The 22,936-nt window shown below is 71.4% G+C and carries 18 protein-coding genes; 13 read left to right on the top strand and 5 right to left on the bottom strand.

The window, feature by feature from the left end:
* Nucleotides 1-370 precede the first annotated feature (370 nt).
* From ccrA to pssA, 7 genes are all read left to right on the top strand, one after another.
* A complete protein-coding gene (gene ccrA / locus WA762_RS22920; protein ID WP_335937960.1) occupies nt 371-1,852 on the top strand; it encodes a crotonyl-CoA carboxylase/reductase in 1,482 nt (493 codons plus the stop codon).
* Nucleotides 1,849-3,861 (top strand): protein meaA, encoded by a 2,013-nt coding sequence (locus tag WA762_RS22915; protein ID WP_335937958.1) that lies wholly within the window; start codon nt 1,849-1,851, stop codon nt 3,859-3,861. Before ccrA ends, WA762_RS22915 begins: the two co-directional genes overlap by 4 nt.
* A complete protein-coding gene (locus WA762_RS22910) occupies nt 3,858-4,877 on the top strand; it encodes an HpcH/HpaI aldolase/citrate lyase family protein (protein WP_335937957.1) in 1,020 nt (339 codons plus the stop codon). Before WA762_RS22915 ends, WA762_RS22910 begins: the two co-directional genes overlap by 4 nt.
* A gap of 1 nt (nt 4,878) precedes the next feature.
* On the top strand, nt 4,879-5,433 hold the full coding sequence (locus WA762_RS22905) for a MaoC family dehydratase (protein ID WP_335937956.1): 555 nt from the start codon (nt 4,879-4,881) through the stop codon (nt 5,431-5,433).
* The gene (locus tag WA762_RS22900; protein ID WP_335937955.1) at nt 5,430-6,635 is read left to right on the top strand and encodes an acyl-CoA dehydrogenase family protein; all 1,206 of its coding nucleotides are present in this window, start codon (nt 5,430-5,432) and stop codon (nt 6,633-6,635) included. The genes WA762_RS22905 and WA762_RS22900 overlap by 4 nt, the downstream gene beginning before the upstream one ends.
* A gap of 181 nt (nt 6,636-6,816) precedes the next feature.
* A complete protein-coding gene (locus WA762_RS22895; protein WP_335937954.1) occupies nt 6,817-7,464 on the top strand; it encodes a phosphatidylserine decarboxylase in 648 nt (215 codons plus the stop codon).
* A gap of 22 nt (nt 7,465-7,486) precedes the next feature.
* Nucleotides 7,487-8,308 carry a CDP-diacylglycerol--serine O-phosphatidyltransferase gene (gene pssA, locus WA762_RS22890; RefSeq protein ID WP_335938029.1) on the top strand — a complete coding sequence of 274 codons (822 nt, stop codon included), beginning with the start codon at nt 7,487-7,489 and terminating at the stop codon, nt 8,306-8,308.
* 162 nt (nt 8,309-8,470) lie between these two features.
* On the opposite strand, the gene WA762_RS22885 is transcribed toward pssA, so the two are convergent.
* Nucleotides 8,471-9,151 (bottom strand): TetR/AcrR family transcriptional regulator, encoded by a 681-nt coding sequence (locus tag WA762_RS22885; RefSeq protein WP_335937953.1) that lies wholly within the window; start codon nt 9,149-9,151, stop codon nt 8,471-8,473.
* A 560-nt stretch (nt 9,152-9,711) separates the two neighbouring features.
* Nucleotides 9,712-10,743 (bottom strand): zinc-dependent alcohol dehydrogenase family protein, encoded by a 1,032-nt coding sequence (locus WA762_RS22880; RefSeq protein ID WP_335937952.1) that lies wholly within the window; start codon nt 10,741-10,743, stop codon nt 9,712-9,714.
* Between the two features lie 352 nt (nt 10,744-11,095).
* Between WA762_RS22880 and WA762_RS22875 the strand changes: the two genes are divergently transcribed.
* Nucleotides 11,096-11,590, top strand: a complete 495-nt coding sequence (locus WA762_RS22875) for an SRPBCC family protein (RefSeq protein WP_335937950.1) — start codon at nt 11,096-11,098, stop codon at nt 11,588-11,590.
* Between the two features lie 95 nt (nt 11,591-11,685).
* Here WA762_RS22875 and WA762_RS22870 read toward each other — a convergent pair whose 3' ends face one another.
* A complete protein-coding gene (locus WA762_RS22870; RefSeq protein WP_335937949.1) occupies nt 11,686-12,801 on the bottom strand; it encodes a glycerate kinase in 1,116 nt (371 codons plus the stop codon).
* A gap of 1,097 nt (nt 12,802-13,898) precedes the next feature.
* Between WA762_RS22870 and WA762_RS22865 the strand changes: the two genes are divergently transcribed.
* From WA762_RS22865 to WA762_RS22850, 4 genes are all read left to right on the top strand, one after another.
* Nucleotides 13,899-17,876, top strand: coding sequence for an SGNH/GDSL hydrolase family protein (locus WA762_RS22865; protein WP_335937948.1), 3,978 nt, complete (start codon nt 13,899-13,901; stop codon nt 17,874-17,876).
* Nucleotides 17,876-18,655, top strand: a complete 780-nt coding sequence (locus WA762_RS22860; protein WP_335937947.1) for a hypothetical protein — start codon at nt 17,876-17,878, stop codon at nt 18,653-18,655. The genes WA762_RS22865 and WA762_RS22860 overlap by 1 nt, the downstream gene beginning before the upstream one ends.
* A 154-nt stretch (nt 18,656-18,809) precedes the next feature.
* Nucleotides 18,810-20,147 carry a hypothetical protein gene (locus tag WA762_RS22855; protein ID WP_443080653.1) on the top strand — a complete coding sequence of 446 codons (1,338 nt, stop codon included), beginning with the start codon at nt 18,810-18,812 and terminating at the stop codon, nt 20,145-20,147.
* A gap of 2 nt (nt 20,148-20,149) precedes the next feature.
* Nucleotides 20,150-20,905 carry an SIR2 family NAD-dependent protein deacylase gene (locus WA762_RS22850; RefSeq protein ID WP_335937945.1) on the top strand — a complete coding sequence of 252 codons (756 nt, stop codon included), beginning with the start codon at nt 20,150-20,152 and terminating at the stop codon, nt 20,903-20,905.
* Nucleotides 20,906-20,944: 39 nt separating this feature from the next.
* Here the strand turns inward: WA762_RS22850 and WA762_RS22845 are convergent, their stop codons facing one another.
* Nucleotides 20,945-21,349 carry a (2Fe-2S) ferredoxin domain-containing protein gene (locus WA762_RS22845; RefSeq protein WP_335937944.1) on the bottom strand — a complete coding sequence of 135 codons (405 nt, stop codon included), beginning with the start codon at nt 21,347-21,349 and terminating at the stop codon, nt 20,945-20,947.
* 331 nt (nt 21,350-21,680) lie between these two features.
* Here WA762_RS22845 and WA762_RS22840 point away from each other — a divergent pair, with 331 nt between their 5' ends.
* Nucleotides 21,681-22,262: a TMEM165/GDT1 family protein gene (locus WA762_RS22840; RefSeq protein ID WP_335937943.1), complete on the top strand. Its 582-nt coding sequence runs from the start codon at nt 21,681-21,683 to the stop codon at nt 22,260-22,262.
* Between the two features lie 141 nt (nt 22,263-22,403).
* Here WA762_RS22840 and WA762_RS22835 read toward each other — a convergent pair whose 3' ends face one another.
* Entirely contained in the window at nt 22,404-22,928 is a 525-nt protein-coding gene (locus tag WA762_RS22835; RefSeq protein ID WP_335937941.1) for a methylated-DNA--[protein]-cysteine S-methyltransferase, read from the bottom strand.
* Nucleotides 22,929-22,936: the final 8 nt, after the last annotated feature.

Below are 22,936 nucleotides of genomic sequence, written 5' to 3'. Positions count from 1 at the left end.
TGTACGGCGCTCGTTGATCGATCATTCACCGGGCATATCCGCACGAAACATCCCTCATTTCGCTCATGCGTGCCCGGCGCACGACAAGTGAGTGAAATTCTTGGCACCGAGTGCCTTGCCACCTGTCACGGGGTGCCATACGTTGAAGTTGTCCGGGCGGTCGGCGTACCGGGATCTCGCGTACGCCGGCTGTCCCCGCGGACCTCACGTCCGTACGCCCGGACGCCTGCGTCACAGGCACAGCCTTCCGCTCCACCGAGCGAGCCCGCCCCACCCGCCGAACCGACGGCACCACCTCCACACCCAGCTCCCCTCAGCTCGCGGGGACCCCCACGCGTTCCCTGAGCACCGCATCCGCCGGAGGCACACCGTGAAGGAAATCCTGGACGCGATCCAAGCGCGCTCGGAATCGTCGGACGATTCCGCGGCGGGCCGGGCCGCCGAGTTCGCGGCCCTGCCCGTGCCCGAGTCGTACCGCGCGGTGACCGTGCGCAAGGACGAGACGGAGATGTTCGCCGGACTCGCCACCCGCGACAAGGACCCCCGCCGCTCGCTCCACGTGGACGAGGTCCCGGTGCCCGAACTCGGGCCCGGCGAGGCCCTGGTCGCCGTCATGGCCAGTTCGGTGAACTACAACTCCGTCTGGACCTCGATCTTCGAACCGCTGCCGACCTTCGGCTTCCTGGAGCGCTACGGTCGGCTCAGCGAGCTCGCCCGGCGCCATGACCTGCCGTACCACGTCATCGGCTCCGACCTCGCCGGGGTGGTCCTGCGCACCGGTCCCGGCGTCAACGCCTGGCATCCGGGCGACGAGGTCGTCGCGCACTGCCTGTCGGTGGAGCTGGAGTCGAGCGACGGCCACAACGACACGATGCTCGACCCCGAGCAGCGCATCTGGGGCTTCGAGACCAACTTCGGCGGACTGGCCGAGCTGGCGCTCGTGAAGTCCAACCAGCTGATGCCGAAGCCGGCCCACCTCACCTGGGAGGAGGCCGCGGCGCCCGGTCTGGTGAACTCGACCGCGTACCGGCAGCTGGTCTCGCGCAACGGCGCGGGCATGAAGCAGGGCGACAACGTGCTGATCTGGGGCGCCAGCGGCGGCCTCGGCTCCTACGCCACGCAGTTCGCCCTGGCGGGCGGGGCCACCCCGATCTGCGTCGTCTCCAGCGAGCAGAAGGCGGACATCTGCCGGCGGATGGGCGCCGAGGCGATCATCGACCGCGACGCCGAGGGCTACCGGTTCTGGAAGGACGAGCACGAGCAGGACCCGCGCGAGTGGAAGCGGTTCGGCAAGCGCATCCGCGAGCTGACCGGCGGTGAGGACGTGGACATCGTCTTCGAGCACCCGGGCCGCGAGACCTTCGGCGCGAGCGTGTACGTGACCCGCAAGGGCGGCACGATCGTCACCTGCGCCTCGACCTCCGGCTACCAGCACGAGTACGACAACCGCTATCTGTGGATGTCGCTGAAGCGGATCGTCGGCTCGCACTTCGCCAACTACCGCGAGGCGTGGGAGGCCAACCGGCTGGTGGCCAAGGGGAGGATCCACCCGACGCTGTCGAAGGTCTACCCGCTGGAGCAGACCGGCCAGGCCGCGTACGACGTGCACCGCAACCTCCACCAGGGCAAGGTCGGCGTGCTGGCGCTGGCCCCCCGCGAGGGCCTGGGCGTCCGCGACCACGAGCTGCGCGAGAAGCACCTCGACGCCATCAACCTGTTCCGGAACGCCCCGGCGGGGCGGCCCGGCGGGCCCGGCGCGGACACGCCGGCGGAACGGGCCGGCGGCCTCGGCCGGGGCGCGTCGGCCCGGCGGGCCGGGGAGCCCGCCGGAGTGGCCGGGGCCGGCCGATGAGCGGGCGTCCGAAGGACCGCCCGTGGCTCATGCGGACGTACGCCGGCCACTCCACGGCCGAGGCGTCCAACGAGCTCTACCGGCGCAATCTCGCCAAGGGCCAGACCGGCCTGTCGGTCGCCTTCGACCTGCCCACGCAGACCGGCTACGACCCCGACCACGTGCTCGCGCGCGGCGAGGTCGGCCGGGTCGGCGTGCCCGTGTCGCACCTGGGCGACATGCGGCGGCTGTTCCAGGACATCCCGCTGGAGCGGATGAACACCTCGATGACGATCAACGCCACCGCGATGTGGCTGCTGGCGCTGTACCAGGTCGTCGCGGAGGAGCAGGGCGCCGACGTCACCGAACTCCAGGGCACCACGCAGAACGACATCGTGAAGGAGTACCTCTCGCGCGGGACGCACGTCTTCCCGCCCGGCCCCTCGCTGCGGCTGACCACCGACATGATCGCGTACACGGTCGGCCGCATCCCGAAGTGGAACCCGATCAACATCTGCAGCTACCACCTCCAGGAGGCGGGCGCCACCCCGGTCCAGGAGATCGCGTACGCCATGTCCACGGCGATCGCGGTGCTGGACGCGGTGCGCGACTCCGGCCAGGTGCCCGAGGAGCGGTTCGGCGAGGTGGTCGCCCGGATCTCGTTCTTCGTGAACGCGGGCGTCCGCTTCATCGAGGAGATGTGCAAGATGCGCGCCTTCGGCCGCATCTGGGACCGCGTCACCCGCGAGCGCTACGGCGTGGAGAACCCCAGGCAGCGCCGCTTCCGCTACGGCGTGCAGGTCAACTCGCTGGGGCTGACCGAGGCGCAGCCGGAGAACAACGTCCAGCGCATCGTGCTGGAGATGCTGGCCGTGACCCTGTCCAAGGACGCCCGCGCCCGAGCCGTGCAGCTGCCCGCCTGGAACGAGGCGCTGGGGCTGCCCCGGCCCTGGGACCAGCAGTGGTCGCTGCGCATCCAGCAGGTGCTCGCGCACGAGAGCGATCTGCTGGAGTACGAGGACATCTTCGCCGGGTCGCACGTCGTCGAGGCGAAGGTGGACGAGCTGGTCGCCGCGTCGCTGGCCGAGATGGAGCGGATCGAGCGGATGGGCGGCGCGATGGCGGCCGTCGAGTCCGGCTATCTGAAGTCCGAGCTGGTCGCCTCGCACGCCGCCCGCCGGGCCCGGATCGAGAGCGGCGAGGAGAAGATCGTCGGCGTCAACGTCCACGAGACCACGGAGCCGAACCCGCTCACCGCCGACCTCGACGGGGCGATCATGACGGTCGACCCGGCCAACGAGGCCCGGGTGGTCGCCGCCCTGCACGCCTGGCGCGAGAACCGCGACGAGCCGCGAGCCGCCGAGGCGCTGACGGCGCTGAAGAAGGCCGCCGCGGGTGCCGAGAACCTGATGGAGGCGACCGTGGAGTGCGCCCGGGCGGGCGTCACCACCGGGGAGTGGGCCTGGGCGCTGCGCGATGTCTTCGGCGAGTTCCGGGCCCCGACGGGCGTCTCGTCGGCCCCGGTCGCGGTGACCGCGGAGGCCGGCACGCCGCTCGCCCTGGTCCGGGAGAAGGCCGCCCGGACCGCCGCCGACCTGGGCGGCGGGCGGCTGCGGCTGCTGGTGGGCAAGCCGGGGCTGGACGGCCACTCCAACGGCGCCGAGCAGATCGCCGTACGGGCCCGTGACGCCGGGTTCGAGGTGGTCTACCAGGGGATCCGGCTGACGCCCGAGCAGATCGTCTCGGCCGCGCTCGCGGAGGACGTGCACTGCGTCGGCCTGTCGATCCTGTCCGGTTCGCACGCCGAGCTCGTCCCGGACGTGCTGACCCGGCTGCGCGAGGCCGGCGCCGCGGACATCCCGGTCATCGCGGGCGGGATCATTCCGCCCGCCGACGCCGCGGCCCTGCTGGGGGCCGGCGTCGCCGCCGTCTTCACCCCGAAGGACTTCGGCATCACCGAGATCATCGGCCGTATCGTCGACGAGATCCGGAAAGCGAACAAGCTCGACCCTCTGGAGGTTCCCGCATGACTGCCGTCAACCGCCCGCCCGTCTCCCACCACCACCCTCAGGCGACGTCCCAGCGGGACGGCACCTCCCGTCTGCGTCCGCGCCGCTCGTGCCTGGCCGTGCCCGGTTCGAACCCGCGGTTCCTGGAGAAGGCCCAGGGCCTGCCGGCCGACCAGGTCTTCCTGGACCTGGAGGACGCCTGCGCGCCGCTCGCCAAGGAGGGCGCCCGGCACACCGTCGTCGACGCGCTGAACAAGGGCGACTGGACGGGCAAGACCCGGGTCGTGCGGGTCAACGACTGGACCACGCACTGGACGTACCGCGACGTCGTCACGGTCGTCGAGGGCGCCGGCCAGAACCTCGACTGCCTCATGCTGCCGAAGGTCCAGGACGCCCAGCAGGTGGTCGCCCTGGACCTGCTGCTGACCCAGATCGAGAAGACGATGGGCTTCGAGGTCGGGCGGATCGGCATCGAGGCGCAGATCGAGAACGCCAGGGGCCTGGTGAACATCGACGAGATCGCCGCCGCCTCGCCCCGCCTGGAGACCCTGATCTTCGGCCCGGCCGACTTCATGGCGTCGATCAACATGAAGACCCTGGTGGTCGGACAGCAGCCGCCGGGGTACGACGCGGACGCGTACCACTACATCCTGATGCGCATTCTGATGGCGGCCCGCGCGCACGACCTCCAGGCGATCGACGGCCCGTTCCTCCAGATCCGCGACGTGGACGCGTACCGCGAGGTCGCGGGCCGTGCCGCGGCGCTGGGCTTCGACGGCAAGTGGGTGCTCCACCCCGGTCAGGTCGAGGCGGCCAACGAGGTGTTCTCGCCGTCGCAGGAGGACTACGACCACGCCGAGCTGATCCTCGACGCGTACGAGTGGTGCACCTCCGAGGAGGGCGGCAAGAAGGGTTCGGCGATGCTCGGCGACGAGATGATCGACGAGGCCAGCCGCAAGATGGCCCTGGTCATCGCCGGCAAGGGGCGCGCGGCCGGAATGCGGCGCACCTCCGAGTTCGAGGCTCCGGAGGCCTGAGATGCAGTTCGGACGCACCTTCGAGGAGTTCGAGGTCGGCGCGGTCTACAAGCACTGGCCCGGGAAGACGGTCACCGAGTACGACGACCATCTGTTCTGTCTGCTGACCATGAATCACCACCCTTTGCACATGGACAGCAATTACGCGGAACGGACGACGGATTTCGGGAAGAACGTCGTCGTCGGCAATTACGTCTACTCGCTGCTGCTGGGCATGTCGGTCCCGGACGTGTCCGGAAAGGCGATCGCCAACCTGGAGGTCGAGTCGCTGAAGCACGTCGCGCCGACCTTCCACGGCGACACCGTCTACGGCGAGACGACCGTTCTGGACAAGACCCCCTCGAAGTCCCGGAGCGACCGCGGAATCGTGTACGTGGAGACCCGGGGCTACAAGCAGGACGGGACGCTGATCTGCGTATTCCGCCGCAAGGTGATGGTCCCCACCGAGACGTACACCAAGGAGCGCGGCGGAGAGCAGCCCGGCCGCCCCGAGCCGGCCCCGGCCCCGCAGCAGTCCCCGAAGCCCTCGCAGAAGAACGCGGAGAAGCAGTCATGACCCGACTCGCCCGGACCACCGGCCTCACCGATGTCCAGCAGGAAATCGTCTCCACCGTGCGGGATTTCGTCGACAAGGAGATCCTTCCGGTCGCGACCGGGCTGGAACACCGCGACGAATATCCGGCCGACATCGTCGAGGGCCTCAAGGAACTCGGTCTGTTCGGGCTGATGATTCCCGAGGAGTACGGCGGTCTGGGCGAGTCCCTTCTCACCTACGCGCTGTGCGTCGAGGAGATCGCGCGCGGCTGGATGAGCGTGTCGGGCATCATCAACACTCATTTCATCGTGGCCTACATGCTCAAGCAGCACGGCACCCGGGAGCAGAAGGACGCGTTCCTGCCGCGGATGGCCCTGGGCGAGGTCAGGGGCGCGTTCTCGATGTCCGAGCCGGGTCTGGGCTCGGACGTCGCGGCGATCACCTCCAAGGCTGTCAGAGACGGCGAGGACTACGTCCTGAACGGCCAGAAGATGTGGCTGACGAACGGCGGCACGTCCTCACTGGTGGCCGTCCTGTGCCGGAGTGACGAAGGCCACCCCGAGGGCGCCGCTCCGCACAAGTCGATGACGACCTTCCTGGTCGAGAAGGAACCCGGATTCGGCGAGGTGCGCCCCGGACTCACCATTCCCGGCAAAATCGACAAAATGGGCTATAGGGGCGTCGACACCACCGAACTCATCATGGACGGACTGCGCATTCCGGCCAATCGGGTTCTGGGGGGCGTCACCGGCCGAGGTTTTTACCAAATGATGGACGGCGTCGAGGTGGGACGGGTGAATGTGGCCGCGCGTGGCTGCGGCGTCGCACAGCGTGCTTTCGAACTGGGTATTTCGTACGCCCAGCAGCGCCGGACATTCGGAAAGCCGATCGCGCAGCACCAGGCGATCCAGTTCAAGCTGGCCGAAATGGCCACCAAAGTCGAGGCCGCACATGCCATGATGGTGAATGCGGCACGCAAAAAGGACTCCGGGGAGCGAAACGACCTGGAGGCAGGGATGGCGAAGTACCTCGCCTCCGAGTACTGCAAGGAAGTCGTCGAGGACGCCTTCCGGATCCACGGCGGCTACGGCTTCTCCAAGGAGTACGAGATCGAGCGCCTCTACCGGGAGGCGCCGATGCTGCTGATCGGCGAAGGTACCGCCGAGATCCAGAAAATGATCATCGGGCGCCGACTCCTCGAGGAGTACCGGTTCCAGGGTTGATTGTCCCTTTAAAGCCGATTTGGCAGCGAAGAAGATCACACCCTGTCATCCTCAGCCGGTGCCTTCCCGCCGTCCGACTCGGCTGCTGGCTTGCCCAGTTGCGGCTCGCAACCGATAACATCGCCGGAAAAGCCGCCGTCCCCCGTTGCCAGCGCGGCATCATCCGCTACGAAGGTCATCCATGCCCGACAGCCAAACCTCTGCACCGCGCGGCGGTGTCCGCCTTGCGCGCGGAGCTTCGCCGTGGCTCCTCCCGACCGTCGCCACCGCGGCACTCAGCCTCACCCGGGCCCGCAGGTCCGGACGCTGGGCCGCGGTGGCCGTGCCCACCACCGCGCTCGCGGCGGGCATGCTGTGGTTCTTCCGGGACCCCGAGCGCGAGATCACGCAGGGCCGGGTCATCTCCCCGGCCGACGGCGTGGTGCAGAGCATCATGCCGTGGAAGGACGGACGTACCCGCGTCGCGATCTTCATGAGCCCGCTGAACGTCCACGTGAACCGTGCGCCCCTGGCCGGGACCGTGACCTCCGTCGAGCACGTCCCCGGAGGATTCGTTCCCGCGTTCAACAAGGAGAGCGAGAACAACGAGCGCGTCGTCTGGCACTTCGACACCGAGCTCGGCGACATCGAGATGGTGCAGATCGCGGGCGCGGTCGCACGTCGCATCGTCCCCTATGTCCCGCAGGGCACCAAGGTGGAGCAGGGCGAGCGCATCGGCCTGATCCGCTTCGGCTCCCGGGTCGACCTCTACCTCCCGGAGGGCGTCGAGGTCGCGGTCGAGGTCGGCCAGGCCACTACCGCGGGGGTGACTCGAATTGACCGTGATTGATCCGGAGACACGCACCGACTGGGTGCCGGAGTCGGAGTCCGAGGAGGACGCCGGCGAGGACATGCCGCTCTCTCTGCGGCTGTCGATAGCGGACACCCTCACCCTCGGCAACGCCACCTGCGGGTTCATGGCGGTGTACTTCACCACCACCGGGATCCTCATCCCGCACCTCACGGGCGGCGACGAGACGGGCATGGCCCGGCACTCCGCGGCCACGGCCGTGATCCTGATGCTGCTGGCCGCGGTCTTCGACCTCTTCGACGGGCTCGTGGCGCGCAAGCTGCGCTCCTCGCCGATGGGCGCCGAGCTGGACAACCTCTCGGACCTCATCAGCTTCGGGCTCGCCCCGGCGTACTTCGTCCTCGTGTACGGCATGGTCGCGGACGACGCGCATCAGCGGGTGTCGGCGCTGGCGGCGATCGTGGTGCTGCTGGCGGTGGTGCTCAGACTGGCCAGATTCTCCTGCGTGACCATGAAGGACGGCATGTTCCAGGGCATGCCGAGCCCCTTCGGAGCGCTCACGGTCGTCTCGATCGTGCTCCTGGAGCTGCCCTTCGTGCCGACGCTGCTCGCGATCGTCGGGGTGGCGTGGCTGATGGTCAGCCGGGTCGAGTACCCGAAGCCGCGGGGCGTCCTCGCGGTGGCGATGCTCAGCTGGATCGTCTCCGCGATGGGGCTGCTCGCCGCGTGGGCGCTGGACGCCCCCGGCGGCCAGCTGCTCCTCCAGACGGGCTGCGCGCTCCAGGTGGTCCTGGGTGCGGTCATCCCGCTCTTCGCCACGGCCCGCCGGGTGAACACCTTCCGCGGCAACCGCCGTGACGCGCGGGCGGCCCAGCTGCCGTAACGGCACGGCGCGTCGGCGCACAGCGAGAGAGGGCCCCGGGTGCTCCCCAGCACCCGGGGCCCTCTCGTGCGTACGCGGGGCGTGTGCGCGGGGCCGCTCGCAAGTCCGCGTGCGTGCGAGGCCCGGTGCGCCCCGGCCCGGCGCGCCGCGCCGGGGCGCGGCTCAGGACGACGAGCGGGCGGCGGCCTCGATGGCGAGGATGAGCACGGACAGCTCGTCCTCGAAGACCTGTCGGGGCGCGGCGTCGCGCAGGTGCGGGGCGACGGCGGCGAGCCTCGGATGCGCGCCGGACTTCTCGGCGAGGTCCAGGAGAGCGGCCGTGCGGTGCGGGTCCACGGGATCTCCGCGCAGCTCGCGGTGGAGCCGGCCCAGGACCAGGTCGGCGAAGACCAGGTAGTGGCGGGCGGACTGCTCGTCGTCGAGACCGGCGTCGGCCAGGATGTCCAGGACGCTCTCGACCAGGTACAGGGCGCCGGGGCCGGTGTGCGCGCGGGTCATGTGGAGGTCCAGCAGCCCCGGCCAGGCGGTGAGCTCCCGGCGCATGGCGTCGGCGATCCGCCTCAGCCGGTCCTGCCAGGGGCCCTCTCCGAGGTCCGGCGACACGACGTCGTGTTCGGCGATGGCGTCCATGACGAGTCCGACCAGCGTGTCCTTGTCCGGCACATGCCGGTACAGCGCCATCCGCGAGGCGCCGAGCTCGGACGCGAGCCGCCGGATCGTCAGGGCCCGCATGCCCTCCCTGCGCGCGATCTCCCGGCCGGCGGCAACGATCTGCGCGCGGCTGAGGCTGCCCCAGGCGCGGCGGCGCGGCGCGTCGTCTGCTTCGTCACCGGAAGAACTCATGCGGAGAACCGTACTGGGCGGGGGTCGCCGCCTCTGCTTGTGGACACCCGTCCGCAATAATTAGGTTAGCCTAACCAAAGTAGATGGTTGGACGGATGTGGAGGGGAATCATGACTGTCGACTGGTCGGGCTGGCCTCTGTTGGAGATCCGGGCCGGGGACCTGCCCCGGGACGATGCCCGCGCGCTGGTCGTGCGCGCGCTGGGCGAGGCGCTCGACCGGGGCGAGCCGTTCGCCGCCATGGTGCGGATGCCGCCCGCGGTCCCGGAGGTCCGGGACGCCCGCGGCGCGGTCGATCAGGTCCGGTCGGTGCGGCAGCTGCGCCCGGAGCTGGCCGAGCGCTGTCGCGGCCTGGTGTTCCTCCTCTCCGCGGAGGAGCAGAGCCTGCACGCGAAGATGCTCAGGTCGGGTACGAAGGTCTGGGGCTGCCCGACGGCGGCCGCGGACGGCCCGGAACTCGCCCGGGCGTGGCTCCGCGGCCGGGCTGGCCCCTCTCGCGCCGGACGCGGACTGAGGCGAATCGTCGCCCGGGCCCGCCGCCCTCGTCCCCGCCCCTCACTGTCAGTCGGGCACGAGCACCGCTGCGCCGTGCACGCGGTCGGCGGCCAGGTCGGCCAGCGCCCGGTCGGCCCCGCTCAGCGGGTACGGGCTCACCGTGACCCGGATGCCGACGCGCCGGGCCGTGGCGAGGAACTCGCGGCCGTCCTCGCGGGTGTTGGAGGTGACGCTGCGCAGGTCGCGTTCCTGGAAGAGGTGGCGCTGGTAGTTCAGCACGGGGATGTCGGTCAGATGGATTCCGGCGACCGCGAGTGTGCCCGAGCGGTCCAGCGCCGCCAGGGCCACCGGCACCAGGTCTCCGACGGGCGCGAACAGGATGGCCGAGTCCAGCGGTTCCGGCGGGCTGTCGTACGCGCCGCCCGCCGAGGCGGCCCCCAGCTCCAGGGCCAGCGCGCGGGCGCTCTCCGAGCGCGTCAGCACATGCACGGTGGCGCCCTCGGCCAGGGCCACCTGGGCCGCGAGGTGGGCCGACGCGCCGAAGCCGTAGATGCCCAGCCGCCCGCCCTCCGGGAGCGCGCTGCGCCGCAGGGCGCGGTAGCCGATGATGCCCGCGCAGAGCAGCGGCGCGAGATGGGCGGCGTCCTGGTCCTCGGGGAGCGGGTAGGCGAAGTCCTCCGGGACCACCGCCGTCTCCGCGAAGCCGCCGTCGGCGTCCCAGCCGGTGTAGACGGAGCGCGGGCAGAGGTTCTCCCGGCCCGCCCGGCAGTACCGGCAGCTCCCGCAGGTGCCGCGGAGCCATGCCCCGCCCGCCCGGTCACCGATCCGGAACCGTCCGGCCCCGTCGCCGAGGGCCGCGACCCGGCCGACGATCTCGTGTCCGGGGACGGCGCCCGGGCGATGCGGCGGAAGGTCGCCCTCCGCCAGGTGGAGATCCGTACGGCAGACGCCGCACGCCTCCACGGTCAGCAGCAGCTCCCCCGGCCCGGGCTCCGGCACGGCCCGGCGCACACGCGCCAGCGGCCCGGTGCCGATCGGACCGGGTGTCCGGACGGCCCAGCCGAACTGCTCGGCCGAGGAGGGCGCGGGAACAGCCACGTCTCCAGCCTGCGGCGGCCCCGGCGGGCGGGCAACCCGCGCCGGCCCGTGCGCCCGGGTCCGGCGTCTCCGGCCCGGGCCCGGCCCCGGCAGGCGCGTAGCCGGGCCCGGCCCCGGCAGGCGCATGGCACGGCCCGGGCTCCCGATCCCGGCGGGGCATATATCAGATGTCCGGGCGACTTCGGCGGCAGCGCTCCGGGCTGACGGCGATCCGGAACCCGGGATTCACTCCTTCGGTCGCCCGAAGCGTGCGCCCGCTCGCGACGAGCAGCAGGCTGAGGGGCGACGGCACCGCGACGAGGGCGCCCGGACGCCGAACCTCGGGCGGCCGGGCGCCGTAAGAGGTGGAGCCATGCCCCGTGTGTCTTCGCATGTCCATGTCTCCCGGCCTGCCGAGGAGATCTTCTTCTTCCTCCGGGATCCACGGAACCTGGCCGTGTGGTCGTCGAGCATAGATCAGGTGCTCGACGGCCCGGTCGCCACGGAACTCGGTGACGAGTACCTCTGCAAGTTCCCCGGCAGGCGTCGGGCGCACCGCCTCACCTGTACCGCGAGCACGCCGGTCGAGTATCTGGCGTTCCGCGGCGCTCGGATGTGGACACCGCTGGGCCGGCACTCGCCGGAGCTGGAGTTCCGGCTGCGTCCGAGCGGGGAGGGCACGGTGGTCCAGGCGTCGGTGAAACCCCATCTGGACGGCGGCATGATCGTCCTCGCCCCGTTCGTGACCATGGCCTGGCGCCGTGACCTGCCGGTGGAGCTGCGGTGCCTGGCGGATCTGCTCACGGACGACGAGCAGTCCGACGCGGGCACCGGGGACGGGCAGGACACGGCGCCCGCCCAGGGGTGAGGCGGACCGGCCGACGGCCTCTTCCGGGGGTCGACCGGGCGTCGACGCCTGACCCGCTCCCCCGGACCGAAGCGGTACGGCACGCCCCGGACGGGCTACCGCAGGAAGTCGCGCGCGATCGCCTCGGCCGCCCGCTCCAGCAGCGGTCCGGCCTGGGCCATGGAGACGGCGGGGTCCGGTTCCAGGTCCGCGAGCGCGTAGGCGCGGCTGATGCCCGCGCCGCTCAGCGCCTCCGGCGTCAGGGCGAGCCGGCCGCAGACCGCCACGACCTCGACGCCCGCCGCGCGGGCCGCCGTGGCCACACCGGCCGGGGCCTTGCCGTGCAGGGTCTGTCCGTCGAGCGAGCCCTCACCGGTGATCACCAGGTCGGCCCGGGCCAGCGCGGGTGCGAAGCCGAGGACGTCGAGCATGACCTCGATGCCGGGACGGAAGCGGGCCCCGAGCGCGACCAGCGCCCCGTAGCCGATGCCGCCCGCCGCGCCCGCCCCGGGAAGCCGGGCGTGCTCCGGGCCGAGGACGGACGCGTAGTGGGCGAGGGCGGCGTCGAGGACCGCGATGTCCTCCTCGGTGGCGCCCTTCTGCCGGCCGTAGACCTCGGGGGCGCCCGTGGGCCCGGTCAGCGGATTGTCCACGTCGCTGGCGAGGATCAGGTCCACGTCCGCCATACGCGGGTCCAAGCCGGACAGGTCCGCCTCGGCGAGGTCGGCGAGGCCGCCGCCCCCGGGGCCGACGGGCTTGCCGTCCGCGTCCAGGAAACGGGCTCCGAGCGCGGACAGCATGCCCGCGCCGCCGTCCGTGGTCGCGCTGCCGCCCACCCCGAACACGATCGTCCGGGCGCCCGCGTCGAGCGCCGCCGCCAGCAGTTCGCCGGAGCCGTACGTGGTGGCCGTGAGCGGGGCGAACACGCCCGCGGGAAGATGCTGGAGGCCGGACGCCTCGGCCATCTCCACCACCGCCGTGGTGCCGCGCACCGCGTACGCCGCGGTCACCGGACCCCCGAGCGGCCCGGTCACCCGCGCCTCGCGGCGCTCGAACCCGGCGGCCACCGCGGCCGCCACCGTGCCGTCGCCGCCGTCCGCCACCGGCAGGGTCTCGACCCTCACCCCGGGGACGACGCGCCGCAGCCCGGCCGTCACCCGCTCCGCGACCTGCACGGCCGTGAGCGATCCCTTGAACTTGTCCGCCGCGACGAGCACGCGTGCGGTCTCCATCACTGCTCCGTCCGCCACCTTGAACCCCTTGCTTTCGAACAGGCAGTCGCGCCGCACCGACCCTATCCGCAGCGCATACCCGCTGCCCAGGGCCGTCTCATGCCCGCTCCCCGGCCGCGCAGCCGAGCGATCGCCGCGGCGGCCGCCGTGTTCCGGGACGCCCCGACCGGAGCGAGGTTTAAGCAACCTTTACCTACTGCAATTGCGACGAACGCACCGTTCCGACCCCAATGGGAGGGCGATCGATTCGGGCCGGTTCATCGCCGATGGGGCAGATGGTCCGACTGTGGCCACCTGTGGCCACCGTTGACGTGGTGATCGGCGAGGCGTTCCCTGTGTCTGCGCACCGTCAAGTCCGGTGCACACGTGGCGCACACGTATCCCGGTACTCGCCGGGGACGACTCGACACAGTGGGGGGCGATTTCTGTGAGCGGGAAAGTCGTGAGACGGGCGCCGGTCGCGAGGGCGGCCGGGGCCACCGCGGTCGTCATGGCCGACGAAACGGCCGACACCGGTCGCGTACGGGCACGGCTCGTGTGTCCGCACGGCGTCCGGGTGGTGTGACACCCGGGAGACGGCGGCCCCGTACCGCGACACCGAATTCGGCGGTGCCGCGTCGTCGTTCGGCGGCGTGCTCGACAGCCGCACCGTCCTGTCCGTCGTCCGCGTCCTCGGCGGAACGGTGCGGGGTCGACGGCCGCCCGCGTGAGGAACGAGAACGCGTCGCGGGGCCGGTGTTCCCGACCGGCTGCCGTCCCTCGTTCGGTTTCCCTGTTCCGCGGGGCCTCTTCCGGGGTTCCCGCCGACCGGGACGCGGAGCGGGTCGTGCGTGAGGAACGCCGCGGGGGATGACCGCCGGCGATTCCGGCGGTGGACGGGCCTTGACGCATGGGGCCGTGCCGCTCGCGGATTCGCCGACGGCGTCGTGCGTACGGGCGACGAGGCAGGGGGCGCAGGACGCGCGCCCCGACGGCCCCGGCCCGCCGATCCGACGTCCCCCGCACCGGTGCGGTCGTGGAGCCCGCGCAGACAAACAGCTCTTTCGGACCTTGGAGAACACTTGAGGCTCAGACGCAGAGCATGCGTACCCATCGCGTTGGCGACCGCCGCACTGGTGGTCACCGGCCTGACACCGGCCGCCGCGCCGGCGCTCGCCGCCGAGGCGAGACCGAACCCGTCCCCCGAACCGTCCGCGCCGTCCGCGCCGCCCGCCCGGGTCGAGAGCCCGGGCAAGAAACTGGGCACGGGCTGGAAGTCGTCCAAGGACCGGGCGGTGACGGGCGCGGCCGACGCCGACGGCTTGAGGATCCTGGTGGCCGACTCGGCGAAGGCGTACGCCTGGAAGACCGTCGCCACGCTGTCGGAGCCGACGGTGCCCGCGGACACCTGGATCGGCAACCAGTGCGTGATGGACGCCGATCACATCGCCGCCGTGTACGCGCCGCGCGCGTTCACCAACAAGCCCGACCTGATGCAGGGCGGCGCGTTCGCCGCCGTCGTCAACACCGCCACCGGCCATGTGGTGAAGCTGCCGTTCACCGCGTCGCTCGCCTACTTCGACCCGTCCTGCAACACGGTCACGCACACGGCCGCGTTCACCGCCTTCCGTGACATGAACGACCCGGCGAGGACGAAGACCCGGGTGGTCACCGTCGACACGGCGGGCAGGACGACCGGTTCGGCGGTGAGCGCGGGCGAGATCACCAGCGCGGTACCGGTCGAGGACGGCGCGATCGGCGGGCTCGGCCGCGACCTGGTCCACATCGACAAGGCCGGCAGGACGACGGCGCTCGCCACCGCCGACAGTGCCCCGTTCGACATCCGGCCCACTGCCGGCGGGCACATCGCCTTCCTCGACCACCAGGGCGGCTCCACCGCGCACGCCAAGCTGTGGCGCGGGCACGGCAAGCCGTCCGTGATCGTCTCCGGCGAGCTCGGCGACCTCGGCCTGCGTCAAGGAGTCGAGGGGCGGGTGTTCCTCACCGGCGAACCGTCCACCACGCGCCTCAAGGACACGGGGGTCACGCGTCTCGACGCCCCCGCGGAGACGGATGTGTCCACCCTGGGACGCCTCGCGGTCGACCCCGTGCTCACCCCCGGCGTCCGCCGCGGCCTGTCCCGGATCAAGGACGCGGGCCAGAACTTCACGAAGAGCGGCCCGGGACCGGAGGACACCGTGGCGGGCGCGCCGGACACCGTGGCCGGCGACGAGCCGACCACGGTGACGTCCACCGCCACCACCACCGGGGAGAAGCTCACCCAGTCGGTGGCACCGGCCACGGCCGATGCGGGAAGCGCCTCCGTCTCCCCCGCGCTCACCGACGCCGCACCCGCCGCCCTCACCGGCGCCGACGCCGATTCCCGGGCCCACGACCCGGTCGACACCGACCGCTGGTGCTCGGTGCCCCGCAACGACGTGGGCTCCCAGGCCCTGCAGCCCACCCCGAACCAGGTCGAGTGGGCGGTCGACATGGCCGTACGCGGTGAACTGCGCTCGAACTGGATCACACAGGGCGACTGGCGCGGCCAGATCGGGCTCGGCACCATCGACCCGCAGGGCCTCTTCCCCCGCCCGTCGCTGACCGGCGGCGGCCGCATCCCGGCGAACGTGCTGCTCGGCGTGATGGCGCAGGAGTCGAACCTGTGGCAAGCCGAACCGGGAGCGATCCCCGGCCAGATGGGCAGCCCGCTGGCCTCCTACGCCGGTTTCTACGGCCACAAGGGCGACGACCCGGCCGCGTACTGGAAGATCCACTGGGCGAACTCCGACTGCGGTTACGGCGTGGGGCAGGTCACCGACGGGATGCGGCTCGCGGGGCACGAGAAGGAGGGCGAGACGGCCCTGCCCCCGGCCACCCAGCGCGCGGTCGCCCTGGACTACTCCGTGAACGTCGCCGCCTCCCTGTACATCCTCGCGGACAAGTGGAACGAGATCCACGAGTCGGGACAGACCATCACCGTCAACAACGACGATCCGTCCCGGGTCGAGAACTGGTTCGCCGCTCTGTGGAACTACAACCTCGGCTTCAACAAGAAGGCGGACGCGGGCGCCAACGGGAACTGGGGTCTCGGCTGGTACAACAACCCCGCCAACCCCGCGTATCCCGCCTCCCGGTCGAGCTTCATGAACACCGACGTCAACCCGAACGCCGCCAAGGACGCCGCCCAGCCTCAGAAGTGGCCGTACGAGGAGAAGGTGATGGGCTGGGCCGCCTGGTCCATCGACACCGGCCACTCCTACGCCACCTCCGGCCGCCAGGACTGGCCCGGCGAGTCCGGCTTCTCCTCCGCCGGCTTCCGCCCCGCCTACTGGAACGGCACGGTCGACCCCTACACGATCCCGGGCAGCGCGACGTACAACCGGGCCCACGTCTCGCCGTCGCTCGACACGTTCTGCAACAGCAAGAACGGCTGCGACGCCGCCAACCCGCCCGACTGCCCCGACGCGGCCTGCTACACCCAGTACTGGTGGCACGAGTCCAACGCCACCTGGAAGAGCGACTGCGCCACCGCCTGCGGCTTCGAGAACATCAAGTACCAGACCCTGGTCGCCGAACCGGGCCGCGGCACCAGGCTCCAGTACGGGACCCCGGTCTGCGACAGCAGCGGGCTCCCCGATGGCGCGCTGGTCGTGCACTCCGTGCCCGACAACACGAGCACCTACGGCTCGTGCGGTTCGACCGGCACGGACGACGGGAGCTTCGAGTTCACGTTCTACTCCGACGGCTCGGTCGGCCCCGGTCTCGGGCAGTACGAGGCGAAGGGCGACCTGTACCAGATAGGCGGCGGATACGACGGCCACTTCTGGTACGCGCACACCCGCGACTCCGCCCATCTCGGCGGCGACCAGGGGCCCATGACGGTCAAGGGAACCTGGACCCTCGGCCAGAACCTGGACGGCTGGGCCCGGGTGTTCGTGCACCTGCCCGACACCGGCGCCCACACCCAGCAGGCCCACTACACCATCCGCGGCGTGGCCGGCGGTGACCGGGAGCGCTATCTCAACACCCACTACAGCAAGAACACCTGGGCCGAACTCGGCGTCTACCACTTCACCGGGACGCCCCGGGTGGAACTCACCAACACCACCGACGACGGCACCGCCGACGAGGACGTGGCCTACACCGCGGTCGCCTTCCAGAAGCTGCCGGGCAAGCCGCAGCACATGGTGGTCGCCATGGGCGACTCCTACTCCTCCGGGGAAGGATCGGGAAGCTACTCGCCCGAGTCCGACACCTCGCACGGCACCAGCCGCTGGAACGCCTGCCGCCGCAGCGCCAACTCATGGGCCCGCAAGGTCCTCCTGCCGTTCCAGGCGACCCCCCTCGGTCAGCTCTCCGACAACCACTCCATGGTCGCCGACCTGCAGAACGTCACCTGCTCCGGCGCGAAGACATGGCAGCTGACCGAGGGGAACCCGACGGCGTGGGGCCTGATGGGGAACTATCACGAGAAGACTCAGATCGACTCGGGCGTGCTCAGTGCGGACACGACCCTGGTCATGCTGACCATCGGCGGAAACGACGGCGACAACTTCACCAATGCCGTCAAGAACTGCTACGTGATCGGGGTGTGCGACAGGAAGGACTACACGGGCAACGCCGACCAGGCGGTCACCGACACGGGAGACCTGATCGGCCAGATCCGGTTCGCCGCTCCGAACGCGCAGATCGTCCTCATGGGCTACCCTCACATCGTCAGCGACCAGCCTTGTCTGACAGCTGACTTCGACTCCCTGAACTACCTGGCCGACTACATGCGGGACAAGCAGAAGGCCAAGGTCGACGAGCTGAAGAAGAGCGGCATCAAGGTGGACTTCGCCGACCCGATCCCCTCGTTCAAGGGCCACGGGATCTGTGACAGCGCCGAGTGGATCAATCGCATCGTGGCAGGCCCCAACGGCGACGGCGACTTCCACTCCGGAGACCCGGCCAACCAGCTGCCCTGCATCCCCGCGCCGGGAGACGACATCTGCCTCAGCCTCGAGTCCTTCCACCCGAAGAACGCCGGGACCACGGGCTACGCCGCCGTGATGGACCAGAAACTGGCCGACATCGGATACAAGGGCTCCTAGTGCCACACGATGACCAGGACGGTTCGGTGGTCATGGAGCGGATCAACCGCTCCATGACCACCGGCTGCCTGACCATGCTGATCGCGCTGGTCCTCGTCCTCGCGGCCGGCCTCTCCTGGCTGGGCTACGCCGATTGGCACGCCGGGAAGGTCAACGGCGAACGCAGGCAAGAAGCCGTGTCGTCGATCCTCCGGCAAGGCCGCGACGCGGCGGACGACACGGCCCGTTCGCTCGACGCGAGCCGCACGAGCGATGTGGACGAGCTGACCGGCGTGATATGGGAGCACACCGGATCCCCGCTGATCGCCTACGACGCGTCCCGCGACGCGTTCACGGCCCGGCTGCCCAAGCGGGTCGTGTACGAGACGGTGGGGGTCCTTCCCGGGGGAGGGAGCGACGCGGTGAGCCGGTGCCTCGACTTCACCTACAGCCGCCCGCACGGCCACGCGTGGACGCCCCGGGTGACCGCGCGGGACGGCGACGCGTGCAGGCCTGCCACGGAGGTCGGTTCCCTGTCCCGGCTGGCCGGGAAGCGGATCGAGGGGATCGGTGTGCGCCAGCTGACCCGCGCCGGAGTGCAGCAGGCCCTCGACCCCACCGGAACGCTTCGTACCTTCACCGTCAGGAGCGTGGTGCGGGAAGACGGCACGGCGGCGGTCTCCGTCCTGATCTCCAGCCACGACGGAACGGTCGGCCAGTGCTACCGGATCACCCGGTCCGTCCCCGGCTCCGGCGAAGCCCATCCGTCCGTCACCGTGACTCCCGCGTCTTCCTGCTGAGTCCGTCGCGCGGTGCGCACGCGCGTCGCCCGCGCCCCTCGCGCCCGTCGGCGGACCGGCCCCGCCCCTTCGCACATCTGTCTCTTCACGTGTGCGTCGCCTCCGGTGCGCCCTCGGCCTGCATCATCCGAACTCCACGACAGCGGAGGGACGTATGCACAAGCGCACGGGACGGTTCGACGGGCTGCCGGCGTGGGTCGTCGCGGTGGCCGCCTGTACGGCGGTCGTCATGACGGCTCCGACGGCGACCGCACGGCCGGCCGCGGCCTCGGCTCCGGCTATGGCTCCGACTCCGGCTCCGGCTCCGGCTCCGGCTCCGGCCGAAGGACACGACCTGCCGGTCTCGGTCGACGGCGGGGCCTGGGAGTCGGGCCATGTCCAGGGCATGGCCATCGACCGCCGCAAGGGCTTCATGTACTTCTCGATGACCGATCTGCTGGTCAAGACCGACCTCCGGGGCAACCCGGTCGGCTCGGTCACCGGGTTCACCGGCCACCTCGGCGATCTGGACTTCGACGAGCGGGACGGCCGGGTGTACGGCTCGCTGGAGTACAAGCAGGCGAACTCCTTCTACATCGCGATCCTCGACGCGGACCGCATCACCCGGATGGGGATGGACGCCCAGTCGACGGGGGTCGTCTCGACCGTCTACCTCAAGGAGGTCGTGAAGGACTTCACCGCCGACATGAACGGCGACGGCGTGTTCGACGGCGACACCGCCGACACCCCCGACCACCGCTACGGCTGCAGCGGCATCGACGGCGTCGCGTTCGGTCCGGCCTTCGGCGACCGGAGCGGCGCGGGGGCCGAGCGGAGGCTGACGGTCGCCTACGGCGTGTACGCCGACGACAGCCGCACGGACAACGACCACCAGGTGCTGCTCCAGTACGACGTCGCCCGGTGGAAGAGCCATGAGCGCCCGCTGTCCGAATCGGCCCCGCACACCAGCGGCCCGGACCGGGTCGACGGCAAGTTCTTCGCGTACACCGGCAACACCACGTACGGCGTGCAGAACCTGGAGTACGACGGGCACAGCGGCAACTGGCTGATGGCCGTCTACCGGGGCGCCAAGCCCGGCTTCCCCCACTATTCGCTGTTCGCCGTCGACGGCGCGCGCAAGCCGGTGCTCGGCCTGGTGCGCGGCCAACGGGCCCCGGAACGCGGGCTGCTGCTCCCCCTGCTGCGCGCGGGCGCGCACGACGCGGCGACCGGCACGTACGGCTGGCCTGCGCCGGGACAGTACGGCCAGTACGGGCTGGTGTCGCTGGACGACGGACGGTTCTACGTCGCGCGGAGCGGCGCCGTTCAGGACGGCGGCGTCATCCGGCAGACCGCCCGCGCCGGGCTGAACACCTGGACGGGCCGCGTCCCGTCGCCGTTCAGCCCGGTGGACCCCGCCGGGCGCGCGTCGCGGTCCGGCGCCCCGTCCGAGGACCGGGGCGCCGGGCGAAATGGCCTCGCGGGGGTCGCCGGGCCGCGCCTACGCTCGTGACCATGACTCTCGTCGCGATCCTGAGCGGCGCCGGCATTTCCACGGATTCCGGCATTCCCGACTACCGCGGGCCCCAGGGCCTCTGGCGCAAGGACCCGGAGGCCGAGAAGCTCGTCACCTACGACTTCTACATGGCGGACCCGGACATCCGCCGGCGTTCCTGGCAGATGCGCCGCACCAGCGCGACCTGGAACGCCGAGCCGAACGCGGCCCACCGGGCGGTCGCGGAGCTGGAACGTTCCGGCACACCGGTGCGCGTGATCACGCAGAACGTCGACGGGCTGCACCAGTCGGCCGGCCTCCCCGCCCGCAAGGTCCTGGAGCTGCACGGGACGGCGCGCGAGGTGGTCTGCACCCGCTGCCACGCGCGCTCCCCGATGGCCGACGCCCTGGCCCGGGTCGAGGCGGGCGAGGCCGATCCGCCGTGCGCGGTCTGCGGCGGCATCCTGAAGTCGGCCACGATCATGTTCGGCGAGCGGCTCGACCCGGTGGTGCTGGGCCAGGCGATGGCGGTCGCCAAGGCGTGCGAGGTGTTCATCGCGGTCGGCACGACGCTCCAGGTGCAGCCCGCCGCCTCGCTGGCCGGGATCGCGGTGGATCACGGGGCGCGGCTGATCGTGGTGAACGCCGAGCCCACGCCGTACGACGAGCTGGCCGAGGAGATCATCCGCGAACCGATCGGAACGGCGCTCCCCGCGCTGCTGCGCCGGCTGGCCCCGGGGCCGGGAGCGGACGGGGACGCGCGTCCCCGGGACTGACCGGCCGCGCCCGCGGCCCCGGTCCTCCCCCGGCGGGGCTCAGCCCTCCAGCTCCCGCCGCACCCGGCGCGAGGGGCGGAACGCGTACAGGTCGAGGATCTCGGGCGGGTCCGCCAGTCCCGGCCCGCCCGCCCTCACCCAGGCGGCGATGTCGGACACCGCGTCCGGGTCGTTGACGAGCCCGAGCCAGACCGGGCGTCCGCCGGCCGCGCGCCCGCGCGCCGAGGGCTGCACGACGACGACATCGGCCTGTTCGCAGGCGTCCAGGCAGTCCACGACGCGGACCGCGGCCGCCTCCGCGAGCTCCCGGCGCAGCCCGGCGAGCTGGCCGGCGTGGTCCACGTCCGGGATCTTCGGCGTACCGCAGCAGCAGCCGCGGCAGACGCTGACGGTGGGCCGGGGCGCGCCCCGGCCGGGGACGGGCTCGCGGGTGCGCGGGCTCATGCGGGGACGCCTCCGGGGACGACTCGGTGATCAACGGGGACTGTACCGGCGCCACCGTCCGATCGAACACCCGTGCTCCCCGACGGCCGGTGGGGTACAGTGGGCGGCTGCGAAGGGGAGTAGCCCCGCGAACCGGTCGTCGACACACTGGAATCCTCGGATTCCCGGTGGCCGGGCCCGTGGATTCCACGGGCGGGCGAGACCTTCGGTCAGGTATGACGCGCCCGCGCCCCGCGGGTGCCGACGTCGTGCCGGGCCGAGTGGTCTCCGGAAAGCCCGCGTGGCGCTTCGCGAAGGCCCGGGGCCCGGCTCTCACAGAAAGCCACCCGGAATGCACCTCGACCCCCTGGCGATCATCACCGCCTTCGGGCTGATCTTCCTCGCCGAACTGCCCGACAAGACGATGTTCGCGTCCCTCGCCATGGGCACCCGCATGCGTCCGCTGTACGTCTGGTTCGGTACGTCGTCGGCGTTCATCGTGCATGTCGCGATCGCCGTCGGAGCGGGCAGCCTGATCGGGCTGCTGCCGGGCTGGATCGTCAAGATCGTCTCGGCCGCCCTGTTCGCGTTCGGGGCGTTCATGCTGCTGCGCGCCGGTGGCGGAGACGACGAGGAGGAGGCCGGCAGCAGGACCGTGACCGGGTTCTGGCCGGTGTACTCGACCGCGTTCATGGCGGTCTTCATCAGCGAGTGGGGCGACCTGACGCAGATCACCACGGCCAACCTCGCCGCGAGCAACGGCACCTGGTCCACGGCGATCGGTTCCGCGGCCGCGCTGATGTCGGTCTCGGCGCTGGCCCTGCTGGCCGGGCAGTTCATCGCGAAGCGGGTGCCGCTCAAGACGGTGCAGCGGATCGGCGGCCTCTGCATGCTGGGGCTGGCGGTCTGGACCGTGGTGGAGATCCTGCTCTGATCGGCGCCCGGCGTCGCGTCGGGTCCGGGCCCGTACCGTTCCCGGCCCGGCCCGGCGCCCGCGCCCCGCGACCCGTCGTCCGCCACCCGTCGTCCGTGCCGACGAGGTCAGGGTCGGACGCCAGGTGTCGGGTGTCAGATGTCAGAACAGTGCCGGGGCGTCCTCGCGCCCGCCCCTTTCGAAGGCCAGCAGCCGCTGCTTGCGGTCGAGCCCGCCGCCGTAGCCCGTGAGGCTTCCGGAGGCGCCGATCACGCGATGGCAGGGGACGATGATGCCCACCGGGTTCTTGCCGTTGGCGAGGCCCACCGCGCGCGAGGCCCCCGGCTTCCCGAGGTTCTCGGCCAGTTCGCCGTACGAACGGGTCTCGCCGTACGGGATCCGCTGGAGCTGCGCCCAGACGCTGCGCTGGAACGGGGTGCCGTCCAGGCGCAACGGCAGGTCGAACTCGCGCAGTTCGCCTGCGAAGTACGCCTCCAGCTGGCGGATCGCCGCCGCGAAGGGGCGTGGGTCCGGCTCGCCGAAGGTCTCCTCGGGCGGGCGGTGGCGCTGGCCGGTCATGTAGAGGCCCGACAGGACGCCGTCGGTGGCGACGAGGGTCAGCGGACCGTACGGACTGTCGACGACGGTGTGCCGCCGCAGTGTGTCCCGTGTGTCTGTGGTGCTCATGGGGGAAC

Origin of the sequence: Streptomyces tyrfis, assembly GCF_037034285.1 — a bacterium.
Lineage (GTDB): Bacteria > Actinomycetota > Actinomycetes > Streptomycetales > Streptomycetaceae > Streptomyces.
The sequence above is the reverse complement of the archived record's forward strand: the minus strand, read 5'-3'. Positions and strand labels throughout refer to the sequence as shown.

What these genes read in the sequence shown, in the direction of transcription:
- WA762_RS22915 (WP_335937958.1), top strand. Translation starts at nt 1,849, where the DNA reads ATGAGCGGGCGTCCGAAGGACCGCCCGTGGCTCATGCGGACGTACGCC.
- WA762_RS22910 (WP_335937957.1), top strand. Translation starts at nt 3,858, where the DNA reads ATGACTGCCGTCAACCGCCCGCCCGTCTCCCACCACCACCCTCAGGCG.
- WA762_RS22905 (WP_335937956.1), top strand. Translation starts at nt 4,879, where the DNA reads ATGCAGTTCGGACGCACCTTCGAGGAGTTCGAGGTCGGCGCGGTCTAC.
- WA762_RS22900 (WP_335937955.1), top strand. Translation starts at nt 5,430, where the DNA reads ATGACCCGACTCGCCCGGACCACCGGCCTCACCGATGTCCAGCAGGAA.
- WA762_RS22895 (WP_335937954.1), top strand. Translation starts at nt 6,817, where the DNA reads ATGCCCGACAGCCAAACCTCTGCACCGCGCGGCGGTGTCCGCCTTGCG.
- WA762_RS22885 (WP_335937953.1), bottom strand. Translation starts at nt 9,151, where the DNA reads ATGAGTTCTTCCGGTGACGAAGCAGACGACGCGCCGCGCCGCCGCGCC.
- WA762_RS22875 (WP_335937950.1), top strand. Translation starts at nt 11,096, where the DNA reads ATGCCCCGTGTGTCTTCGCATGTCCATGTCTCCCGGCCTGCCGAGGAG.
- WA762_RS22870 (WP_335937949.1), bottom strand. Translation starts at nt 12,801, where the DNA reads ATGGAGACCGCACGCGTGCTCGTCGCGGCGGACAAGTTCAAGGGATCG.
- WA762_RS22855 (WP_443080653.1), top strand. Translation starts at nt 18,810, where the DNA reads ATGCACAAGCGCACGGGACGGTTCGACGGGCTGCCGGCGTGGGTCGTC.
- WA762_RS22850 (WP_335937945.1), top strand. Translation starts at nt 20,150, where the DNA reads ATGACTCTCGTCGCGATCCTGAGCGGCGCCGGCATTTCCACGGATTCC.
- WA762_RS22845 (WP_335937944.1), bottom strand. Translation starts at nt 21,349, where the DNA reads ATGAGCCCGCGCACCCGCGAGCCCGTCCCCGGCCGGGGCGCGCCCCGG.
- WA762_RS22840 (WP_335937943.1), top strand. Translation starts at nt 21,681, where the DNA reads ATGCACCTCGACCCCCTGGCGATCATCACCGCCTTCGGGCTGATCTTC.
- WA762_RS22835 (WP_335937941.1), bottom strand. Translation starts at nt 22,928, where the DNA reads ATGAGCACCACAGACACACGGGACACACTGCGGCGGCACACCGTCGTC.